This is a genomic window from Sporosarcina sp. E16_3, from assembly GCF_017347125.1.
Classification (GTDB): domain Bacteria; phylum Bacillota; class Bacilli; order Bacillales_A; family Planococcaceae; genus Sporosarcina.
The window spans coordinates 66,468-88,182 of record NZ_JADPRX010000006.1 but is presented as its reverse complement, the minus strand read 5'-3'; the positions used below and the strand labels follow the sequence as shown (position 1 = coordinate 88,182).

Annotated in this window: 18 protein-coding genes and 1 tRNA gene; 6 read left to right on the top strand and 13 right to left on the bottom strand. The window is 42.2% G+C overall.

The window, feature by feature from the left end:
- Positions 1-141 precede the first annotated feature (141 nt).
- Complete coding sequence (locus I2483_RS06380; RefSeq protein ID WP_207174572.1) at positions 142-1,377, bottom strand: hemolysin family protein; 1,236 nt, start codon at positions 1,375-1,377, stop codon at positions 142-144.
- A gap of 166 nt (positions 1,378-1,543) precedes the next feature.
- Between I2483_RS06380 and I2483_RS06375 the strand changes: the two genes are divergently transcribed.
- Positions 1,544-2,941 (top strand): dipeptidase, encoded by a 1,398-nt coding sequence (locus I2483_RS06375; RefSeq protein ID WP_207174570.1) that lies wholly within the window; start codon positions 1,544-1,546, stop codon positions 2,939-2,941.
- Between the two features lie 394 nt (positions 2,942-3,335).
- Here the strand turns inward: I2483_RS06375 and I2483_RS06370 are convergent, their stop codons facing one another.
- The gene (locus I2483_RS06370) at positions 3,336-3,926 is read right to left on the bottom strand and encodes a nitroreductase family protein (protein WP_186668031.1); all 591 of its coding nucleotides are present in this window, start codon (positions 3,924-3,926) and stop codon (positions 3,336-3,338) included.
- Between the two features lie 167 nt (positions 3,927-4,093).
- Between I2483_RS06370 and I2483_RS06365 the strand changes: the two genes are divergently transcribed.
- Positions 4,094-4,939, top strand: coding sequence for a DegV family protein (locus I2483_RS06365; protein WP_207174568.1), 846 nt, complete (start codon positions 4,094-4,096; stop codon positions 4,937-4,939).
- Positions 4,940-5,596: 657 nt separating this feature from the next.
- On the opposite strand, the gene I2483_RS06360 is transcribed toward I2483_RS06365, so the two are convergent.
- The 6 genes from I2483_RS06360 to I2483_RS06335 all read right to left on the bottom strand — a co-directional run bounded on the left by I2483_RS06360 (position 5,597) and on the right by I2483_RS06335 (position 10,753).
- Entirely contained in the window at positions 5,597-6,085 is a 489-nt protein-coding gene (locus tag I2483_RS06360; RefSeq protein ID WP_255550298.1) for an amidase domain-containing protein, read from the bottom strand.
- Positions 6,086-6,205: 120 nt separating this feature from the next.
- Positions 6,206-6,934, bottom strand: coding sequence for an amino acid ABC transporter ATP-binding protein (locus I2483_RS06355; protein ID WP_207174566.1), 729 nt, complete (start codon positions 6,932-6,934; stop codon positions 6,206-6,208).
- Positions 6,935-6,964: 30 nt separating this feature from the next.
- Positions 6,965-7,630, bottom strand: coding sequence for an amino acid ABC transporter permease (locus I2483_RS06350; RefSeq protein ID WP_207174564.1), 666 nt, complete (start codon positions 7,628-7,630; stop codon positions 6,965-6,967).
- A 30-nt stretch (positions 7,631-7,660) separates the two neighbouring features.
- Positions 7,661-8,479: a transporter substrate-binding domain-containing protein gene (locus I2483_RS06345; protein WP_207174563.1), complete on the bottom strand. Its 819-nt coding sequence runs from the start codon at positions 8,477-8,479 to the stop codon at positions 7,661-7,663.
- A gap of 318 nt (positions 8,480-8,797) precedes the next feature.
- Positions 8,798-10,471 (bottom strand): sensor domain-containing diguanylate cyclase, encoded by a 1,674-nt coding sequence (locus tag I2483_RS06340; protein WP_207174562.1) that lies wholly within the window; start codon positions 10,469-10,471, stop codon positions 8,798-8,800.
- Between the two features lie 209 nt (positions 10,472-10,680).
- Positions 10,681-10,753 (bottom strand) — tRNA-Ala (locus I2483_RS06335).
- Between the two features lie 68 nt (positions 10,754-10,821).
- Between I2483_RS06335 and I2483_RS06330 the strand changes: the two genes are divergently transcribed.
- The 3 genes from I2483_RS06330 to I2483_RS06320 all read left to right on the top strand — a co-directional run bounded on the left by I2483_RS06330 (position 10,822) and on the right by I2483_RS06320 (position 13,016).
- Positions 10,822-11,841 carry a DUF2804 domain-containing protein gene (locus I2483_RS06330; protein ID WP_207174560.1) on the top strand — a complete coding sequence of 340 codons (1,020 nt, stop codon included), beginning with the start codon at positions 10,822-10,824 and terminating at the stop codon, positions 11,839-11,841.
- A gap of 148 nt (positions 11,842-11,989) precedes the next feature.
- Complete coding sequence (locus I2483_RS06325; RefSeq protein WP_207174558.1) at positions 11,990-12,460, top strand: YusW family protein; 471 nt, start codon at positions 11,990-11,992, stop codon at positions 12,458-12,460.
- Between the two features lie 151 nt (positions 12,461-12,611).
- Entirely contained in the window at positions 12,612-13,016 is a 405-nt protein-coding gene (locus I2483_RS06320; protein WP_207174556.1) for a YusW family protein, read from the top strand.
- Between the two features lie 556 nt (positions 13,017-13,572).
- On the opposite strand, the gene I2483_RS06315 is transcribed toward I2483_RS06320, so the two are convergent.
- The 3 genes from I2483_RS06315 to I2483_RS06305 form a co-directional block, all read right to left on the bottom strand.
- Complete coding sequence (locus tag I2483_RS06315; RefSeq protein ID WP_207174554.1) at positions 13,573-15,402, bottom strand: ABC transporter ATP-binding protein; 1,830 nt, start codon at positions 15,400-15,402, stop codon at positions 13,573-13,575.
- Positions 15,383-17,125, bottom strand: a complete 1,743-nt coding sequence (locus I2483_RS06310; RefSeq protein WP_207174552.1) for an ABC transporter ATP-binding protein — start codon at positions 17,123-17,125, stop codon at positions 15,383-15,385. Before I2483_RS06310 ends, I2483_RS06315 begins: the two co-directional genes overlap by 20 nt.
- Before the next feature lie 362 nt (positions 17,126-17,487).
- Positions 17,488-18,387 carry a DMT family transporter gene (locus I2483_RS06305; RefSeq protein WP_207174550.1) on the bottom strand — a complete coding sequence of 300 codons (900 nt, stop codon included), beginning with the start codon at positions 18,385-18,387 and terminating at the stop codon, positions 17,488-17,490.
- A gap of 135 nt (positions 18,388-18,522) precedes the next feature.
- Between I2483_RS06305 and I2483_RS06300 the strand changes: the two genes are divergently transcribed.
- Entirely contained in the window at positions 18,523-20,184 is a 1,662-nt protein-coding gene (locus tag I2483_RS06300; RefSeq protein WP_207174548.1) for a sensor domain-containing protein, read from the top strand.
- Between the two features lie 67 nt (positions 20,185-20,251).
- Here the strand turns inward: I2483_RS06300 and I2483_RS06295 are convergent, their stop codons facing one another.
- Both I2483_RS06295 and I2483_RS06290 read right to left on the bottom strand, forming a co-directional pair.
- Positions 20,252-20,707 (bottom strand): threonine/serine exporter family protein, encoded by a 456-nt coding sequence (locus I2483_RS06295; RefSeq protein ID WP_186668063.1) that lies wholly within the window; start codon positions 20,705-20,707, stop codon positions 20,252-20,254.
- A 20-nt stretch (positions 20,708-20,727) separates the two neighbouring features.
- Positions 20,728-21,474 carry a threonine/serine exporter family protein gene (locus tag I2483_RS06290; RefSeq protein ID WP_207174546.1) on the bottom strand — a complete coding sequence of 249 codons (747 nt, stop codon included), beginning with the start codon at positions 21,472-21,474 and terminating at the stop codon, positions 20,728-20,730.
- Between the last annotated feature and the right edge of the window lie 241 nt (positions 21,475-21,715).

Genomic DNA, 21,715 nt, shown 5'->3' with positions numbered 1-21,715 from the left:
CCTGCATCCTTGCAGGTACGAAGTGGCGCTCTTTGCCACATAGCTGGATTGCTTATGACCCGAGCGGCTGGCGCCTGGAGCTAGACAGGAAAAAAATATCCCCGTAACCATTTTACTCGGTTACGGGGACATGCATGTTAATCAGTTTTCACTTTCACTCACCGTGATGGTCATACGGATAATTCGGTTGCGTTCCATCTCCTCGATTTCAAAACGCAGTTGATTGTATGTAAAGCGTTCGCCCTCTTCTGGAACGTGACCAAGCTCTTGCAGAACAAATCCTCCAAGCGTCTCATGATCCATTGGCAATTCAATACCGAGTAACTCCATCGCATCCACGATTTCAAGCCTGCCATGACAGATTAAGCTAGTGTCCGTCTTTTCATAGACAAATACTTCCTCGTCATCATCCGTCTCATCCTCAATGTCCTGGCCAATCATTTCTTCAATAATATCTTCATGCGTTATCATGCCCAACGTTCCACCATATTCATCCAGAACGATCGCCATATGTTTCTTTTTCGATAGCATCATTTTGAATACTTTTTCAACGCTAGCAGACTGCACTACGTAAAAAGTATTGCGGTCAATTAATTCACCAAGAGTCTGCGTAGGATCAATCGACCATTTGATTAACATTTTTGAATAAAATACACCTAAAATCGTATCCATACTATCTTCGTAGACAGGATAACGCGTATAAGAATGCTCCAAAATCGTGTCGCGGACTTCTTCATACGTCGCTTCAATTGGTAATCCAATAATATCCATCCGGTGTGTTTCAAGGACATCAGAAACATCTTTTTCTGCAAAGTCGAGTACTTCCTTCAAACGATTCGATTCGTCCATCTCAAACGTTCCTTCTATAGAAGCAATGTCAACCATTGAACGAAGATCATCTTTTGTGAGCGTAGCTTTCGTTACAGTCCCTTTCGAGATGATACGGATAAATATGTTTGTGAAAAGACCAAGCAAAGCCGTCAGCGGCGTTAATACTTTTACAAGTAGCATGATTGACGGTGAAACCATGTAGGAGACGCGCTCAGAAAATGTTGCTGCAATCGTTTTTGGCAATACTTCGCCGAAGACAATGATAATAGCGGTCAGAACTCCCGTCCAGATACCTACGCTCAGACCCTTATCGATTGCTATCATCGTAACTAAAGTCGGCATCATAATATTCGCGATATTATTCCCGATAAGTATTGCTGTAATCATGCGGTCCGGTTTCGAAATCAGTTTCTGCAGCTTAATTGCATGAACGTCTCCCTGATTTGCTCGAAACTGGACCTTTCTCCTGTTTACTGCTGTAAGTGCTGTTTCGCTCCCTGACAGGTAAAAAGACAGGAACAAAAATAATACTAGTGCGATGAACAAAAGCAATTCCTCCCGGAAATGATATCATATTTATATATTCGTCCTATTACTAACTTTCAAACAGCATACCATATTATTCGTATTTAAGTTTGTCTTTCTAACTTACTATCCGCAACTTCTGCTATACTATTTCTATTCACGAAATTATTGGAAATGAGGGATTGTGTTGAATCATTTAGAGACACTCGACGAGTATTTTAAAGAACAACGGGACGAACATCTCGGACAATTAAAAGACTTTCTTCGAATTCCAAGTATCAGTGCTTTATCCGAACATAAAAAAGATATGCAACAAGCTGCAGAGTGGCTTTTGAATTCATTCAAAGAAGCAGGACTTGAAAACCTTTCAATCGAAGAGACAGACGGACAGCCGGTTGTTTACGGTGATTGGCTCCACGCAGAAGGTAAACCAACAATTCTAGTTTACGGCCATTACGATGTGCAGCCGGTTGATCCGCTAAATCTATGGGAAACGGGACCATTCGAACCTGAAGTCCGCGATAACAAATTATATGCGCGCGGCGCGAGCGATGATAAAGGGCAAGTGTTCATGCATGTGAAAGCCGTTGAAGCACTCATCCGGAAAACAGGCAGTTTACCGGTCAATGTGAAGTTCATCATTGAAGGTGAAGAAGAGATTGGCAGTCCAAATCTCGAAAAATATATCGAGGCCAACAAAGACAAGCTCGCAGCCGACGTAATCGTCATTTCTGATACAGGCATGCAAGGACCAGGACACCCCGCAGTTTGCTACGGACTTCGTGGTCTGTGCGGTGTGCAAATTGACGTGCAAGGTGCGAAAAGCGACCTTCACTCCGGCTTATATGGCGGAGGCGTCCAAAACCCGATTCATGCGCTTGCAGAAGTACTCGCCTCGTTCCGTGACCAAGAAGGAACGATTGCAATTGAAGGATTTTACGACAATGTCCGTCCTCTATTAGATGAAGAACGCGAAGCCTACCAAGCACTTGGCTTCAACGAAGATGAGTTGAAAGAAGAAATCGGCGTGTCAGAACTGTTCGGGGAAAAAGGTTATACGTATCTTGAACGTACATGGACACGCCCGACGCTTGAAGTGAACGGCATATTTGGTGGGTTTTCAGGCGAAGGCATTAAAACAGTATTGCCAGCTGAAGCAGGCGCAAAAATTACATGCCGTTTAGTTCCTGACCAGGATCCAGATGAAATCATTGAAAAACTAAAAGCGCATATCGAAAAACATAAGCCAACAGGTGTAACTGTAACAGTCACGGAATTCGATAAAGGTAAACCATTCATCACGCCGTTCGATCACCCTGCAATCCAGGCTGCAGGACGTTCATACGAAAAAGTGTACAATGTGCCAACTGCCTATACGCGCGGTGGCGGATCAATTCCAATTGTTGCAGCATTTGATGAAATACTAGAGCTCCCAGTCGTCTTGATGGGCTTCGGACTTGCGTCGGAAAACTTCCACGCACCAAACGAACACTTCCATTTGGAAAACTTCGACCAAGGACTACGTGTCATCGGCGATTATTATTACGAAATTGCCCGCTTTGAAAAAGATGATTTAAAAAAGTGATACGTGTGCCGGATTCTCATTGTGAGGGTCCGGTTTTTTAGAACTAAGCAACACTTTCGCAAAACTAGGCAATATTTCTAACGAAGTTAACAACATCCAGATTCAATTTCACAACGCTTTAGCCTAACTTCACAACGCAAGGGCCACTTAGCAACACTTACAACGAAGTTAACAACATCCAGACCCAACTTCTAAACGCTTCAGCTTAACTAAACAACTCATGGGCCACTTAGCAACACTTTCAAAGTAGTTAACAACATCCAGATCCAACTTCACAACGCTTCAACCTAACTCCCCAACATATGGGCCACTAGTCGCCCCTGGTACAGAACTGCAAAAAAAAGCCCGGACTGCATTATCGAATGCAATCCGAGCAAAAACTACTCCAATACCATTATGCTTCTTCTTCGATTTCCTGTCCGTAATACGTGACAAATTCTTCAAGTGGTTTACGTGGACGGGCCTTTGGTCTTTCATCGTAATAACCGAATTGAAGCATACTGATTATACGTTCGCCTTGTTTAACGCCAAGTTCTTCTCTGAATTTCGGATTATCGAGGAAACCAGGTGTTTTCCAGCACGTACCGATTCCTTTATCCCACGCAAGAAGCTGCGTATTCTGAATGAACATACTCGCTGCTGCATAATCCTCTAGACGTTCTTTCTGACGGACGTCCTCTGGAACTATAACAAATGCAACTGCACCTGGTCCTGTGAATTTCTTCATTTGTTTCTCAAGGTCTTCTTCCGAAAGTTCTTTCCATTTCGGAACACCATATTCACGCAAAATATCGAGGAATTTCACATATCCCTTATCAGCAGCTACAACAAAGCGCCACGGATTTCGATTGCCATGATTTGGTGCCCATGCTGCATCTTCAAGCATTTCAGCAATATTTTCCGGATCAACCGGCTGACCGTTAAAGTTCTTTATTGAACGACGCGTAATAATCGCATCTCTGACAGATAAAGCTTGCTCATTCATTACTCATTTCCCCTTTACACATACTTCTTCTAGTATACCTTACCCGTTCATTTTTAGCGAAGCTGTCAAAACTTCAACATAATTAGTGTTTTCTAAATACGTTCTTATTACTTTCCGTGGTATAGTAATAGTAGCATAAATTATAATTAAAAAGGATGATTTTATTCATGATAAAAAAGCCCATTGCGTGGATTGTAGACAGCACAGCGTACATTTCAGAGGAACTTCGTCAACACCCAGACTTCTTTTCAGTACCTTTAAATATACACTTCGGTGAAAAGCAATTTGTTGACGGTGTCGACTTGAATCCTCAGCAACTTTACGAGAAAATTAAGACCGCTAAAGAATTCCCAAAATCATCGCAACCTTCGGCGGGTGAATTTGCCGAACGTTACAAGGTTATTGCGGAACAGTACGAGCAAGCAATTGCCGTTCACGTGTCCGGTAAAATGAGTGGCACACTCGCCTCCTCTATAGCAGGATCAGAAATTTCAGGGTTCCCTGTTACATTCATCGATTCACTTTCCTTATCCTATGGAGTCACAGGATTAATCGAACGAGGCATGGAAATGCAAGACGAAGGTGCAACTGTTCCAGAGATTGAAGCCCAGCTTAAGAAAATGGCGGGCACGATGCATAACTATATCCTAATGGGACAGCTTGAACAATTGTACAAAGGCGGCAGAATGAGCGCTGCACAATTTTTCATTGGAAGCTTGTTGAAAGTAAAACCAATTGTCCACATTACACCAGAGGGTGAATTACAACCCGTAGACAAAGTACGATCCGAGAAAAAAGCACTTCAATACTTGGTCGATAAAGTAGTCGCGGGCCACAATGCCGGTAGGCGAAAAGTCTATTTGATGCAGGGCAACGTTTTAGCCCAGGCCGAGCATTTGAAAAAACTAATCACTGAACAAGTGCCCGATCTAGAAGTGGAAATCGGGGATATTAGTTCTGTTCTAGCAGTTCACGCTGGAGAAGGCACGCTGGCAGTTTTATGGTTCGACTAACGTTAGAAAAGCAGTCCGTCTTTTATTGACGGACTGCTTTTTCACCATTACAGACACAGCTATACACGTCTGTTTATTAACCATTTATTCGAATAAATTACTGGTGAGAAGGGCTTGATGACCTTCATTTTCACTGGACTATTTTCTGGCCCGCTATCGGCTAACTATTCATGACGGATTTACTGAGGGGTCCTAATATGGCTAGAAGTGACTACGTCACTTCTAGCCACACTTTTTTCAGTAATCTCGTTGTGAATAGTTACCTGTCGCGTTCCTACAATGGTCAAGTGAAAGATGCAGTTTATTTGAAAGAAAATAATAGATTACATTATATTGAGAGTGTAAGTGCCCGAAGATGCAATTTCGGGCACTCTTGCACGTTGTACAATGCGTTCCTTGCTAACTTTTAGTAAAGATTATGCATCTAATTTATGTGTTGGCTTATAGAAAGTGACACTTCTATACTAGTAAAAAAAGAGAAAACCATAAAGAAAGCATCAGCTGCCAAAATTGCATCTTTGGCGGCTTTTCTCCAGGTAAGAAGCATACAATTTTTTCGTCCCAAAAAGCTTCAGCAATTCGTGTACTTATCCATTTGGAGCGCGACTATACAAATAGCGCCCAGTGGTTAATCAACAGACGTGACAATTATAGTCATTATGAAAACTGGTCATTAATTTTAAAAAAGACATACTTTGCATTTGGTGAAAACATATACGAATCTTTATATGCCCAGTGACGATGTTGTGCGTTGAATGTATGAGCATTAACGAGCGGCTCTGAGCCATCTTTCGCGGTGACGATGGTCGAATGATCAAACCTGCCATCCCCTTCAAAATCATAGGCGATGACATCCCCGAGCCCTAACTCCTGAGCTGTTGAAACTTGTGTTGCCGTCAATCCTTTTTTTGAAGTCGCTAAATACCAGCGCAGCGAATGTGCCACCGACCAACTGAAACTCCACGTCCCCCCTTGGAGCCACCACCCATTTACGCGATTTGGATAGCCATGCATTGGTGCCCCACCAGCGAGCAAACATTGCGAAATGAAATTTGTACAATCAACATCGAACGCTGGAAATGCTGGATTACGACTATCCCACCACGTATTCGCATAGCGAACAGCCGCTTCCCTGTTGTACATCATCAAACGCCTCCTTTCGTTTAACGTATGAAAACGAAGCGGATGGAATGCGTTGAACCAGAGGTAACTGTGAGGCGAGCACAAAATTGTTTAGACAATAAAAAAGCCGAACCACTTGAAAACTCAGTGGTTCAGCACTTTAGATAAGAAATTCTTAGCTCGTTCGGAATCTGGGTTTGTAAAGAACTTTGATGGTGGAGCCTTTTCTACAATTTTCCCATCCGCCATAAAGACAATTTCGTCACAAATTTCTTTGGCGAAGCCCATTTCATGCGTAACGACGACCATCGTCATCCCATCGTGTGCCAATTTACGAATCGCATCAAGCACTTCCGTCACCATTTCTGGATCGAGTGCGGATGTCGGTTCGTCGAACAGCATCACTTGGGGATCCATAGCGAGCGACCGTGCAATAGCAACACGTTGCTGTTGTCCGCCCGAAAGCCTACCAGGATAAGCATCGAATTTATCGCCAAGCCCAAGAGAGATTAGTAATTCTTTCCCTCTCTTTTCCGCCGCCTCTTTACTCATACCTTTCACCTTTAACGGTGCCATCGTCACGTTTTGAAGCGCAGTGAGAAATGGGTACAAGTTAAAGTTTTGAAAGACAAATCCGATATTGATACGAGCTTTATTGATGTTTGTCTTTCTATCATGGATTGATATACCATCAACAATTATTTCTCCATTATCTATTGGTTCGAGCGCATTAATCGTTCGAATCAGCGTCGATTTTCCAGCGCCACTTGGTCCAATTAAGGCTACAACGTTAGATTTCGGAACATGTAAAGAGATATCCGTAAGGACCTGATGCGTGCCAAATGATTTATTTACATCTTTAATTGTAATCATAAAAAACACTCCTTCATAACAAGCTTACACTCAGTTCTCACGCGATAAAAGTCGTTTCTCGAAATACCGTATAATCATCGACATGCTGAATGTCATAATGAAATACACGATCGCGACAACTGTCCACACTTCTAATGAGCGGAACGATGTTGCAACAAGATTTTTTGCATTCAACGTTAAATCCGTCGCTGCAATAACAGACACGAGAGAAGAGTCTTTTACTAAAATGATAAACTGTGATGCCAAAGGAGGCAACACACGACGAAATGCTTGCGGTAAAACGATAAATCGCATTGCATTCGTGTGGGACATGCCCGATGAACGCGCAGCCTCCATTTGCCCTTTTGGTACAGCTTGAATTCCCGATCGGACAATCTCTGCGATAAATGCTCCAGAGAAAATAGCAAGACCTAAAATGGCAGCCCAATAAGATCCTAGTCTAACGAATTGACCAAGTACAAAAAATATCCAAAATAGGAGAACAAGTAATGGTACACCACGCATCACTTCCACGTATATCGATGAAATAATTCGAATGAATTTATTTCTTGAAATACGTCCTAGTCCAAAAATGATTCCAATCGGTATAGCAATCAGAAGCGCTATCGCTGAAATTTCCAACGTTTTAAGCGCTCCGTCAATAAATACATCTATATTCTTTGATATGATACTCCAGTCGTAATTATAGCCGCCCATCTATTTTCCCCCCTGAAATTGAAGAAGTGGTTATTCTTCTACGACCTCATTCAACCAATCGCTTGTTTCAAACCACTTATTTCTTGAAGCCAATTCCGCCGGGCTATCAATATAGTTCGCTAAAAATGAGTTAAGCCATAAAATTGATTCAATGTCATTTTTCTTCACTGCAATTCCTAGGTTTTCTGAAGAGATTAGGCCATCGACATGTCTGACCTGATCGCCATTGCGAAGTTTCCATACAGCAATTGCCGGTTCGTCATAAAGAACAGCATCTGCTTGACCCTGTGACATCGCTGTTGCAGCAGATGGGAATTCTTCAAAGTCCATAATTTCAGCATTTTTGAAAAGGTCTTTTGCCAAGAGCGCCCCAGTTGTTCCGATACCAACTGCAATTTTTTTACCTTTCACATCAAGTTCTTCCCAAGACTTCGTCGAAGAATCTTTAGCAGGAACCATCAGTGCTTGACCTGTTTTGTAATAGGGATTTGAAAAACTGACAGCAAGCGCACGGTCTCCACGTATTGTCATTCCTGCGAGAACCATGTCGATTTCACCAGTTTGTAGCGCTGGAATAAGTCCATCAAACGTAAATTGCTTATATTCCACAGGTACCCCTAACCATTTACCAATTGCATTTGCAGTATCAACGTCATAACCAACAAAATTACCCTTCGGATCTTTCATATCAAATGGGAAGTATCCCGGTGACATCCCGATTACTAACTTCTTGTTTTTTGCCACGTTTTGTAGTGCCGATGCTTCAGTTGATACGCCCCCACCATCTTTACTACACCCCGCGATTAGTAGAACTGCAATCATGAGTGTTGCTGTTAACCACTTTTTCATTATTCTCCATCCCCTTTTAGTGTTATATAAATAGCATTCACCCATTCCGATGAATTATGTAAAGTATAGAGTAATACTATTAATCTGTCTACAAGAATAATTGAATTATTCCAACCATTTATATGCCATAAATCATGCAGTTGCTAAAGTATGCGAGACTTTAGGCTTTATCTGTAAAGGAAATAAGTCATATAGTGCTACTCTGTTAATTTATACTTATCTTTATGTATATTTGATCTTTAAATAAAATAAAAAAGCATTCGGATCAACCGAACGCTTTCGAAATACTATGGAGCATAACTATTTCCCACTCCACTTTCACCTAAAGCAAAGGATTTCAAAGGAATTTCCACCTGACTTTTTGGCTTCATACATCGCATTATCAGCATTTTTCAATATGGTGGATACAGTTGCCTCAGTGGATAATACAAGTGAAATTCCCATACTTGCGGTAACGTTCAGCGTAGTATGCTTGATTGACCATTGTGCTTCCATCGCACGTTGGATATTAATTGCAGTTTCCTTTGCAAGTTTTGCTGTTTCCACCTTAGGTAACAAGAGAATGAATTCATCACCGCCAAGACGGGCAGCAATAGCGTCTTTGGGTATACTTGCACATAATCTCCTACCGAATTCTTTGATTACACAGTCACCTATTTCATGGCCATATTGATCATTGATACCTTTGAAATGGTCGATATCCAAAAGAAATACCGTAAAACCATTACCCCCATTCTGAAAATGATCCAATTCCATTAGTAGCTGATCTGTGAAAAATCGACGATTGGGTAAATTCGTTAAAAAATCACGGTATGCAAAATACTCAAGTTGCTCTTCATGCTTTTTTTGTAACGTAATATCGCGGATAATTATCACCATATGTTTAAACTTATTCCGTTCATCATAAACTGGGGTGGCTTTTAATTCCGACCAAAGCCATCCATTAAATTTATGCTTTATCCTCAAACGTATACTGCATGTTGTTCCTTCCCGAAGTGCCTGTACAAAATTTTGTTCCATGCGAGAAACATCTTCCGGATGCACATGCCAAGACAATGATTTTGCAGTGTATTCTGTGGAATCGTACCCATAAATTTGGTTACTAGATGGAGAAACGTAAAGGTACTCCTGCTTGTCATTTATCAACACGATGACGTCCTGGACATTCTTTGCAATGATTCGAAAATGCTTTTCGCTTTCAACGAATTTATTGCTCATGTCATCCAGTTCTCTTAAATCCTTCACAATTGCATAAATGCCTACGACTTTATCCCGCACTTCAATCGGTGTGAAGTTGACGAGACAGCTGACACTCGCGCCTGATTTCTCAAGAAAGGTTATACGATAATCATTAAGCCCGTACTCCAATGCCTGTTGAAATGATTTAATGGAAAAAACAGGATCACTTGTATCAAGGAATTCGATAAGTGCCCTACCTTTTAATTCATCTAGTGGATAGCCACTGATTTTTTCAACAGCCGTATTACCGCTCAGAATAACTCCACTTAAATCCGTCGTAAAAACGGCATCAGTATTATTCTCGAACAACGAGCGATAACGTGATTTACTTTCAACAAGCTTATTCCACGAATCTTCACTTTCCAATTTCGCAACTTTTTCATTTGTAACGTCTTTCACAACGCCGACAATATGCGTATATGCGCCCGTCTTGTCGAATAAGGGTGTCAATCTAGCCTCAGAATAACGTCTAATTCCTGAAGGCGATTTATAGGAGTCTTCATAAGTCGTCGTTTTGTTAGTGTTCAATACTTTTCCATATTCGGCGTTCAATAAAATACTAAGTTCTTCATCATGCACTTCACTAAATGTTTTGCCGATAGCATTTTGGTCCAAGTTGGTTTTCTCAATTGCAACGCGATTAAAAAAGGCATAGGTAAAGGTAAAATCTTCTTCAACTTTCACGATAAACACCATATCTACGAGCACTTCTGCCAAAGAGGTATCAAAAGGCAACATAATTTCCCCGACCATTCAGAATTTCCTTTCTCAAAAAACAGTAGTGCATTTCTACCTAAATTTTCATATTTCAATATACTCCCACTATAAAGTACTATTAAAGCATAGAGGTAAAGAAATAGTAAGTTTTTAATTTTGCTTGCAAGTAAAATTGCTATGAACTAACAATTCCTAAAAAAAAAGAACCCTTATACATCAAGGGTTCTACGTATTTTAAAACTATATGGAGCATAGGGGGCTCGAACCCCTGACCTCTTCACTGCCAGCGAAGCACTCTCCCAGCTGAGCTAATGCCCCGTATCTTTGATACAATAAGAAGTATAGCAAGATGATTCGAAAAAGACAATAGGCAGGGGGAAGTCTATATGCAGCATGCAGAAAGAGAAATTACCGAACCTGTTGCGTTATGTGACGACAAAGGGTTATTGAATCCAGAAGCAATCGGCTTCGCACGTCAGCCTTTCATCCAGAGCAATCTCAAGAACCACTTCATGCGCAAGAAGAAGTGGAATTATTGGTGTGTGTACGGGGAAGATTTGTTATTTTCCGCAACGATTAGCCATCTCGATTATGCAGCTGTCTGCTTTGTCTATATTTTAGATTATGAAACACAACGATTTTACGAAAAACAGATAACGATTCCAATTGGGCGCAATGTGAAGATGCCTGAAAACGTTCTGGATGGCGTTAAATTCGTGAATGACAACCTAACTGTTCAGATCTTACATATTCAAGGCGAAACGCATCTGTCCGTGACCATCCCAGACTTCGACAATGAAGTATTGCATGCAGATTTCCACATTGGTCATCCAGTTGCCGATGAATCATTGAATGTTGTTATACCAAGGAGCAGGGACATTTTCCAGTTCACGGCTAAGCACCATTCATTGCCAACATCCGGGTTCGTTAAAATCGGCGACAAACGGTATGATTTCAATCCAGATTATAGTTTTGCTGTTCTCGATTATGGTAGAGGTATATGGCCGCGAAAAGCAGAATGGAACTGGGCGATGGCTTCGCAGCGACTTGGTGGTCGTCGCATTGGACTTAATTTCGGTGGTAAATGGACGGATGGGACAGGCATGACTGAAAATGCGGTGTTCGTTGATGGTTTGATGACCAAAATTCATGAGGATGTTCTGTTTACATACAATAATAAAAACTTCATGTTGCCTTGGAAAATTCGAACGAAGTTTTCAGACACCGTCAATATAACATTTACACCTTTTTTTGAACGTGTTTCTATTACGAATGTCCGACTCGTACGCACGGAAGTCCATCAAGTAGTCGGTTACTTCAACGGGACAGTACGCTTACATGACGGCTCCATCCTACAAATTCGCAACATGCTTGGCACCACGGAAGAACATATCGCGAAATGGTAAGTAACTCGATTGAATTTGCACATTATACATTCCTTTTACTAGCCGGCTAAAATGCCGGTTTTTTTATTTGTGTACGTATTTTGTTTAGAATGTAGGTTTTTAGGCAAAATAATAGATAAGACACCAGATCCGAAAGGCAGTGAGTTTTTTGAGGAAATTGAATGCAGTAGGTACAATCGTTATTACAGGTGCATTGCTAATGGGCGGATGCGGCAACTTCGGGAAGAATGCAGATAAGCCAAACCGCGAAGAAGCAGTAATTATTAATGAAGATGAGAAAGTCGGTGGATCCATCGAAACTGGCGATGGATACGGTTTTACGTCATTCGATCTTGAAATCGACGTCGATGGCAAAGATGCAATTGACGCTAATTACGATGTGACAAAAAAAGCGAATGCAGATTATGAAAATAAACTGCAGAATATCAAGCTAAAAGATAATAAAGCGATGGATGAGCTCAACAAAATGTTCATAGAAATTCGTATTACAAAAGATACACCTCAACAAGAAGTGATTGATAAGGTTCTCCAATGGTTTGGGTTGGAAACTTACTCAAAATTCGACCTTGAAGTCGATTTTGACGATGGTACGTTACTCAATATCGAAGATGTTAAGTGATGGTTGAAAGAGCTAGAATATATATCATATTTTATTTTAAAACCAGCTAAGATGCTGGTTTTTTTCATTTCATAAAATCCTTATTGTTTAATCTTACGAGATTAGGGTCAAAATATTATAGTGGAAAACAAAAAAAAAGGGATGTGTAGATTTGATTAAACTAAAACTGTTTGGACTCGTGATCTTAGCCACGGCTTTGATTATAGGCGGATGTGGAAAAAAGGTACATAACACGGACACTGCATACGGTTTCACTAAATTCGAACTTAAAATCGATGTGAGTGGCGAAGAGGATGTTAAAGCTGAGTACAAAATGAAAACAAATAAGATTGAAGCGGAATATATAAATAAAGCTCACAAAATTAAACTTAAAGGTGATCCCGCGATGGATGAGCTCAATAAAATTTTCACAGAAATAGAACTCACAAAAGATCAATCGCAACAAGATGTAATTGATAAAGTATTGAAGGCGGTCGATGTCGATAATTTTTCGAAATTCAAACTTGAAATCGAATATGACGATGGTACAAAGCTAGAGTTTGAAGAAAAATTATGAGACTACAGAAAAGGCTACAAGGACACAACATCCCTTGCAGCCTTTTTTGTGCTGTTTTCGCTTTTCTATACTCTCTAGACTCCAGCGCCTAGCTCGCTGTGGTAAAGATGAAAGAACCATAAGCCAAAGGGCGGCTTCCGGGTCTTTCCCTTTTTCCTTCACGAGCTACACAGGCGCTTACGCTTTTCTATACTGTCTACACTCCAGCGCTTAGCTCACTGTGGTAAAGATGAAAGATCCATAAGCCAAAGGGCGGCTTCCGGGTCTTTCCCTTTTTCCTTCACGAGCTACACGGCCGCCTCCGCTTTTCTATACTGTCTAGACTCCAGCGCCTAGCTCGCTGTGGTAAAGATGAAAGAACCAAAAGCCAAAGAGCGGCTTCCGGATCTTTCCCTTTTTCCTTCACGAGCTACCCAGGCGCTTCCGCTTTTCTATACTGTCCAGACTCCAGCGGCCAAACGCTCGGGTCATAAGTCATACCAGCTTTGTGGCAAAGTACGCCACTCCGCCGGCACGCCTTATGCCTGCCGCGTCTAGGCAGGCCGCTTACGCTTTTCTATACTTTCGATTCCAGCAACATATTGTAAAAAACACCTTGTCGTTCGATCAATTCTTCTTGGTTTCCAAACTCTATTAGTTCCCCTTGCTCCATAACATAAACGGTGTCGGCTTTTCTTACGGTGTTCAGTCTATGTGCAATAACAAAACTGGTCCTGCCTTCCATAAGGCGATCGAGTGCTTCTTGGATTTCTAGCTCCGTAACCGTATCGATACTGCTCGTGGCTTCATCGAGAAGGAGAAGTACTGGATCTGCAACGAGCGCTCTCGCAATTGACAGCAACTGCTTCTGCCCCTGTGAAATTTCGCCGCCATCAGCCGTTAATACAGTGTCATAGCTATCCTCCAGCCGACTAATGAAACTATGCGCATTGGCCTGTTTTGCCGCCTTGATGACTTCTTCGTCTGTGGCGTCAAGTTTTCCATAACGAATATTTTCAAGGACTGTTGCTTCAAAAAGAAATGGGTCTTGCAAAACAAATGCCGTCTGGCTACGAAGTGTTTTCCGTGGCAACTTGCTAATCGGAATACCGTCGATATAGATTTCTCCTTTATCGACTTCATAGAACCTAGCAAGCAACTGCATAATCGTTGTCTTCCCTGCGCCAGTAGCCCCGACAAATGCCGCTGTTTCTCCCGCCTTCACATGAAATGATAAATCGTTAATTGTATAGCCGTCCGTTTCGACTGCATAACCGAAGGATACATTGCGGAATTCGACGTCTCCCCTGAGGATCCTATCCTCATTTTCTGTCGCCTCATCCTTCTCGACCGTTTCATCCATAATCTTAAAGACTCGCTCCGCTCCCGCGATTGCCGACAGCACTGTGTTAAATTGGTTGGCAAGATCATTAAGCGGACGTGTGAACTGGCGTGCAAATTCCGAGAAGATGACGATTGTCCCGACCGTTACAACGCCGTCCCCTCTTAACGCAAGCAATCCACCCACCCCTGCAACGACCGCAAAACTCGCGTTGTTTAACATATTCATCACTTTGGGGATAAAACCAGAGTAAGTCAACGCCCAGAAACCGGTTCGTCGAAGTCGGTCACTCTTCTGCGCAAACTCTTCCATTACACGTTCTTCCTGTGAAAATGCTTTGACAATGCGCTGACCGGAAATTGTTTCTTCAATCATTCCGTTTAACTCGCCCACTGCTTGCTGCTGTTCTTTAAATAAAGGCCCCGTACGGCGCGTAATCCACCGAATCGCTACGAACATCACTGGAACAATGATCATCGTCAGCAGTGTCAATAACGGGCTTAAGTAAAGCATGACCCCGAACGTTCCGGTCAGCGTCAAGATGCTTGAAAATACTTGGATGAAAGATGAGTTCAGCGTTTGGCTAACGTTTTCAATATCGTTGGTAATTCGGCTCATCAGTTCACCGTGCTGCCGTTTATCAAAAAATGTGACTGGCAACTTCTGAAGATGGGCAAACAAGCTCGTCCGTAAGCGGAAAACGGTTTGTTGTGCGATGCCAACCATCCAATAGTTTTGGAAATACATCGCAAGTGATAAGCCTATATAGATAGCGATAAGCCACCCGATACTGCCGCCTAAACCCGCGAATTTCATTGGAATAATATAGTTATCAATAATTTTACCAATCATCAATGGGCCGAGCAGCGCCAGGATTGAACTGACGAAAACAAGTGCGAGCACAGCAATTAGCAGGCCCCGCTGTTCATCGACAAGTTGCCATATCCGGTAAAGAACTGATTTCCAGTTACTAGCACGTTCTTTTTTCTTCTTCCCGGTGCCATTAATATCTTCCTTTGATAGAATCGGCTCGTAGCCGAACGGTTTACGAATTGCGCGTAACATCGGCCGCCACCTCCTCATCGGATTGGGATTCCGCGATTTTCCGGTACAGTGCGGATTGCTCCATCAGGTCGTCATGTGTTCCGTAGCCAACAACTTGCCCTTCATCTAATAGAAGAATTTTGTCCGCGCCTTGTGCGGTCCGGATTTTTTGTGTGACAACGAGCATAGTCGCTTCTTCCCCTTCAAGTGCATCCCATAGTGCCGTTTCCGTTTTTACATCAAGCGCACTTGTGCTGTCATCTAGGATTAAGATTGATGGTTTTCGAACGAGAGCCCTTGCAATGGATAGTCGCTGTTTCTGACCACCCGATAAGTTGACACCTTTCTGGCCGACACGTGTCCCATATTTTAGCGGGAACAGATCAATTGATTCATGGATTTGTGCTTTTTTTGCCGCCTCTTCCAGTTCGTCGACATCCGCCCCCATATCGCCCCATGACAAGTTATCCAAAATCGACCCTGTGAATAAAATCGATTGCTGTGGCACGAGTCCGATTGTATCCCTCAAATCTTTCAGTGGCCAGTCCTCTACTTCAGTTCCACTGACATAGATCTTCCCTTGTGTTTTTTCAAATATACGGGGAATTAGATTAAGCAATGTAGATTTTCCGGACCCAGTTGCTCCCATAATAGCTAGTTTTTCTCCCGGTGAAACGTGGAACGACACGTTAGCTAATATCGGTTCCACCTTGCCCGGATACATGAACGATACGTTTTCGAATTCCAAATCGCCTTCATTACGTAATAGTCCTGTACTTTCCGAACTATTGATCTCCAAGCCTTCATTCGCAATCAGCACTTCTTCCATTCGTTCGGAAGATGCTTTTGCACGCGAGAATGCCACAATGATGAATGAGAACATCGAAAACGCACCCGTCATGCGCATTGCATAGTTTACAATTGCTACTAGTTCTCCTACTTGCGCGCCGCCATCACGCACTTCAATTGCACCGAACCAGAGTACGGCCATCAAACTGACGTTCATAACAAACAACAGGATTGGCAAGATAAGTTCCATCATCCGCATCGCTTTGACGGTATCTGTTCTTAACAGATCAGATACTTTCGAGAAGCGGCTTGCTTCATAAGCCCCGCGTAAAAACGCTTTAATAAGCCGTACAGCCTGTAAGTTTTCTTGAATGACACGGTTTACTCGGTCAAGCCTGCGCTGTACAAGCGAAAAATAACTGACCCCTTTTTTCGCCATAAAATAAAGAAAAATCAGCAAAAATGGTGCCCCAATTACAAGGAATAATGCCAATTTTACATTGACGAAAAAGGCCATAATCAGACTTCCAATTACGAGCAATGGTGCACGCATCATGATCCGAAGTCCCATAAACAGGACGTTTTGAACCATCGTGACATCACTTGTCAAGCGTGTGATGAGTCCCGATGTCGGGAACCGAAGAAAAGTCGCCATGGAAAACGCTTGTACTTGGCGAAACAATGCCTGTCTCAAATCAAATCCAAAACTTTGTGCCGCATGTGCAGCGAAGAATGAATTGATGGCCCCCGAAAAGAAAGCGACAAACGCCAGTGCCATCATAACGCTTCCCCACGTCCAGATAACAGCCTCATTCCCCGCCATGATGCCATCATCTATAATTTTTTTGATGAGTAGCGGCTGAATTAGCTCGACAGATAATTCCAGTAACATAAGAAATAATGCTATGACGATAGGCCATTTATATGGCAACGCATATGAAAAAACTGTTTTCATCTTTTTGACCCCCAAAAACTCTTTCGTTTCACGAATTACTTCTCGATAGAACTTATTATGCCACAGCGACCAAGTTGTGTATAGTCAAATCGACTGAATTGTAGGATATCTTGGAGTCATTCTTCTGTAAGCATGAAAAACAGGTTTTTCATAAATTCTTGCGTAAACCTAAGGTACAAATGCTTTTTCGTTATTATAATTGCGACTTCAGCATTCTAATTGCAACTACAGCTTCCTAATTGCAAATTCAACATTCTAATTGCAAACTCGAACAACGAAGAATCCTTGGTCTTTGCGTAAATCCAAACAACGAATAACAAAAGGACCAGAAATCCCCAAGGGGAACCGGTCCTTCCACTATTCTATGTTTTCGCCTTACTACCCGCAATCGACAGCCAAGTCACCCCGATAAGCATGATTATCGCCCCTGTCAATTGCCACATACCAAGTACCTGACCGAACCAGATTACGGAAATAACCATTGCTGTCAGCGGTTCAAAGCTCGATAATATGCTTACTTCCACTGGTGATATGTATTTCATGCTACTCATGAACAAGATGAATGCAACGGTCCCTATTACAATGACAAGTAGGAGCATGCCCGCTAAGGTCCAATCTGTTAAATAGTCTAAGTTAGTTACGACAGTCAATGGATTCGTAACTAAAAGCGTTATTCCCCCGATAATCATTCCCCAGCCAATTGACAGCAGAACTCCCCATTCTTGCATCAGCCGAACGGGATATAACGTGTAAAACGAGAACGCAAAACCAAGTGCAAGTCCCCATAAAACCGCAACTTTGCTCAGTGCAAAGCCAGAAAACGAGCCGTTTGTCAAAAGGAGGAGTAATCCTACTAGCGTTACGGACATTCCGAGTACCTGCACGATTGGCGGCCATTTTTTTTGCGACGCCGTTACAAATATGATAATAAAAATCGGTGCCAAGAACTGAAATAAGGTCGCAATTACTGCATTACTCGTATTAATCGACGCAGCGAATGTATATTGGACCCCGAGCATACCGAATACACCAAAAAGAAGGAGTTGACGGGCCCATACTTTTTGTTGCCAGGGAAGAGTGATGCGCTTCCCCTGTATCTTCAGCATAGCTAGCAAAAATGAGCCTGCGAGTAGGAGACGAACTGTCAGCATGAAAGAAACCGACATCTCACTGTGTAGCAGCATCCATTCCATCATTGGACCCGTGGCGCCCCAAAGTACTGCACCCGAAACAATTAGAGCAATACCTTTTAATCTTTCCATGCCTTTACACCCCCTAATTTTACTATTTATCTACAATTACGGATATTTAATTAATGATTATCACTTTCATGATGTACAGACACAAGAACTTCATTATAATAGTAGTAGTATCTACATCGGGAAGGGGACATTTATATGAAGACAGATTATGGACAACTCGCGCCGGAACTGCCGGACATAATGAATAGTCTCGAGCAATTTTATATGGTAACCCGAACAGATAGTGAAGGTTCGATTATTTATACAAACAAAAAATTTTTGGAAACAAGTAAATGGACACCTAGACGAGTGCTTGGAAATACATTGTGGCAAATGTTCCCGGAAACTGTTGAAGGTCAAAGTCAAGCGCATGCCATCTGGAAAAGCATAAAGGCAGGAAAGACATGGTACGGTAAGGTTGAAAAAGTAACGCGTTTTGGTGAACCGTATTTTGTAAATATGATTGCCATTCCCAGTATGCCGTCACACGAAAAGCCATTCTCTGTTACTTACCTTGAATTGGATATCACTCAAGACGTACAATTACGGAGCCAGCTACAACAAATTGCATTCATTGACTACGAGACCGGGTTAATGAGTCGTTACAAACTTGAAACGACCGTAGCGGAAATTATTGAAGAGGCAAAAAGTTTCTCATTTGTCTTCATAACCATCGATCACTATTATACATTGAAAGACCTTCAATCTTCCGAATCAAAGATAGAACTTATTAAATCATTTTCAAATAGGCTCAAGCGGTATTTCCAAGATAATCTACTAGCCAGGGTTGGTGCTAATGAATTTATCGTCCTAACCGCTTTCGGAGATTGGTATGTGCAAGGCTTTCTACAATTCCTTGAACAGCAACCGATTTATATCAATAATGTTGCCATTTCGTTATCTATTAGCGGTGGCGTCGTTCGTTATCCCGAAGACCAGAAAACCTATAACCATCTTATGAAAGCCGCATTGGCAGCTACAAAAGATGTTATCAATAATGGCGGAGGTAAGATTTCTTCTCTCTCAGCTGCATCGCATAAAGTGCTAAATAGGCGAGCAATTATTGACCAAAAAATGTTATCTGCTCTGGACCACAATAATTTACAAGTCGTCTACCAACCACTATTTGATATCGAGTCTGGTGAAGTGACGCTTTACGAGGCGCTTGTTCGTTGGGAAGATGAAGATCTTGGTACTATCACGCCTGACGAGCTTATCCCAATTGCAGAAGAGAATGGTCTCATTCATAATATCGGTGCTTTCGTACTTGAAGAAGCCTCTACGCTTGCCGCACTATGGAATGAACAAGGCCGTCATGTAGGTATTTCAGTAAATACTTCCGTTCGCGAGTTCAGTAATGCACAGATGAAAAACAAAGTTATGGACATCCTTAACAAGACAAAATGCCCTGCAAATTGTATCCAGTTTGAAATAACCGAGAAATTTGCGTTTCAAGCTGAAGAGGAAAATTCAATCGTCCTTCAGATGAAAGAACTTCAAGACGCAGGGATTGAGTTTGCACTAGATGATTTTGGTACCGGATATGCATCATTCCGGTATATGCAGTATCTACCGATCACGAAAGTTAAAATCGATAAGGTATTTATCGATTCCTTGACGACACAGCCAAAAACGCAGCAACTCGTCGAAGGAATGATACGTTTTTGCAAATCGATGGGGTTATATACCGTAGCAGAAGGCGTTGAAACACAGGAGCAGTACAAGCTTCTCGAAAAAATGGGTGCAGATGCCGTACAGGGTTATTATATCGGCATGCCGGTAACATCTGATAACATTCAATTTAATGATGTGAAATAACGAAACGGAGTATCTCTCAAAGCGAGGACACTCCGTTTTTTATCTGTCTAGGCCACCTGCGCTTTTCTTAAACTTTTTTCCCCCTCTTTCTACCGATACCGGACCTAAAGATGAGCTGAATCATTACTTCCGCAAATACAAGTCCCATCGCAATCGCACCCGATACCATGAAGGCACCCGATGCAAATGAGATTGCCGTTAAATAATCTTTTTCAACAATATGCCTCATCGCATTATAAGACATCCCTCCTGGCACGAGCGGAATGATTCCAGCGACACTGAATATAATCATTGGTGTACGAAAACGTTTGGCAAAAATATGGGCAACGAGCGCAACCATGAATGCACCTAGGAATGACGCTTGCACAGGGTCTCCCGATATTCCATTAAACAGGCTATAAACAAGCCAACCTGTCATCCCTACAAAACCGCAATAAAACAACATTCTACGTGGGGCATTAAATATAATTCCAAAGCCTGTCGCGGCAAGGAAACTAAGAATTGCTTGTACAATCCACGTCAAGACTCAAACCCCTTTTCCATTCAGAAAGATAAAACTAGTGCTACGCCAGCTCCGATTGCAAATGCCGTTAAAAATGCTTCCGCGCCTTTTGACAATCCCGACATAAAATGACCGGCCATCAGATCGCGCACCGCATTCGTAATGAGCAGGCCTGGAACTAGAGGCATAACTGATCCAATGATAATTTTATCAAGTTCGACTCCTACTCCCGTTTGCACTGCTGCAAACCCGATAAGCCCTATAAACAATGAGCCAATGAATTCCGCAAAAAACTTCACCCTTGTTAGCTCATGAATCTTTGTCACAATGACGTACCCGACACCCCCTGCGAAGATAGCAGCAGGGACATCAGTCCATAGACCGTTGTACAAAATTAGAAAGCACCCACTTGCAACAGCTGCTGCGATAATCTGTAGCCAAAGTGGAAACATGACATTCGCTTTTTGGATTTCTTGAAGCTTAGTGTACGCTTCTTCAAGCGTATATTCATTTGTAGATAGCTTACGTGAAACGTCATTAACGAGTGCAACTTTTTCAAGGTCCGTCGTCCGATCCTTTATGCGTATCAGCTTCGTGTGGTGTGGACTGCCTGGTGAAAAAATAATACCCGTCGGCGTAACGAAACTGTGAGTAGCTGACAGTTGCTGCGTTTCAGCCATTCGCGCCATTGTATCTTCAACCCGGTACGTCTCGGCCCCAGCCTCCATCATAAGACGTCCCGCGAGCAGACAGCAATCGATTGCTGTCTCTTTGTCCACTATTGGCATATTTCGTCCTCCTAACTCAAGTGGCATAAAGTGCGATGTCTCTCTCTATATGATTTGTATGAGTAATTCCACTCATAACCGCTTCGGCTATCCCTGTAAGGCGCCTGCGCTTGTAAATATACCTTATTCAGTACTTCAACATATATGAAAAATACAACCCAATTCCTCTCTATTAAATAATCTTATCGAAGCTGAAGACAAATAACAATGAACAAAGTGAGTTGATTAACTTTCTGCACAA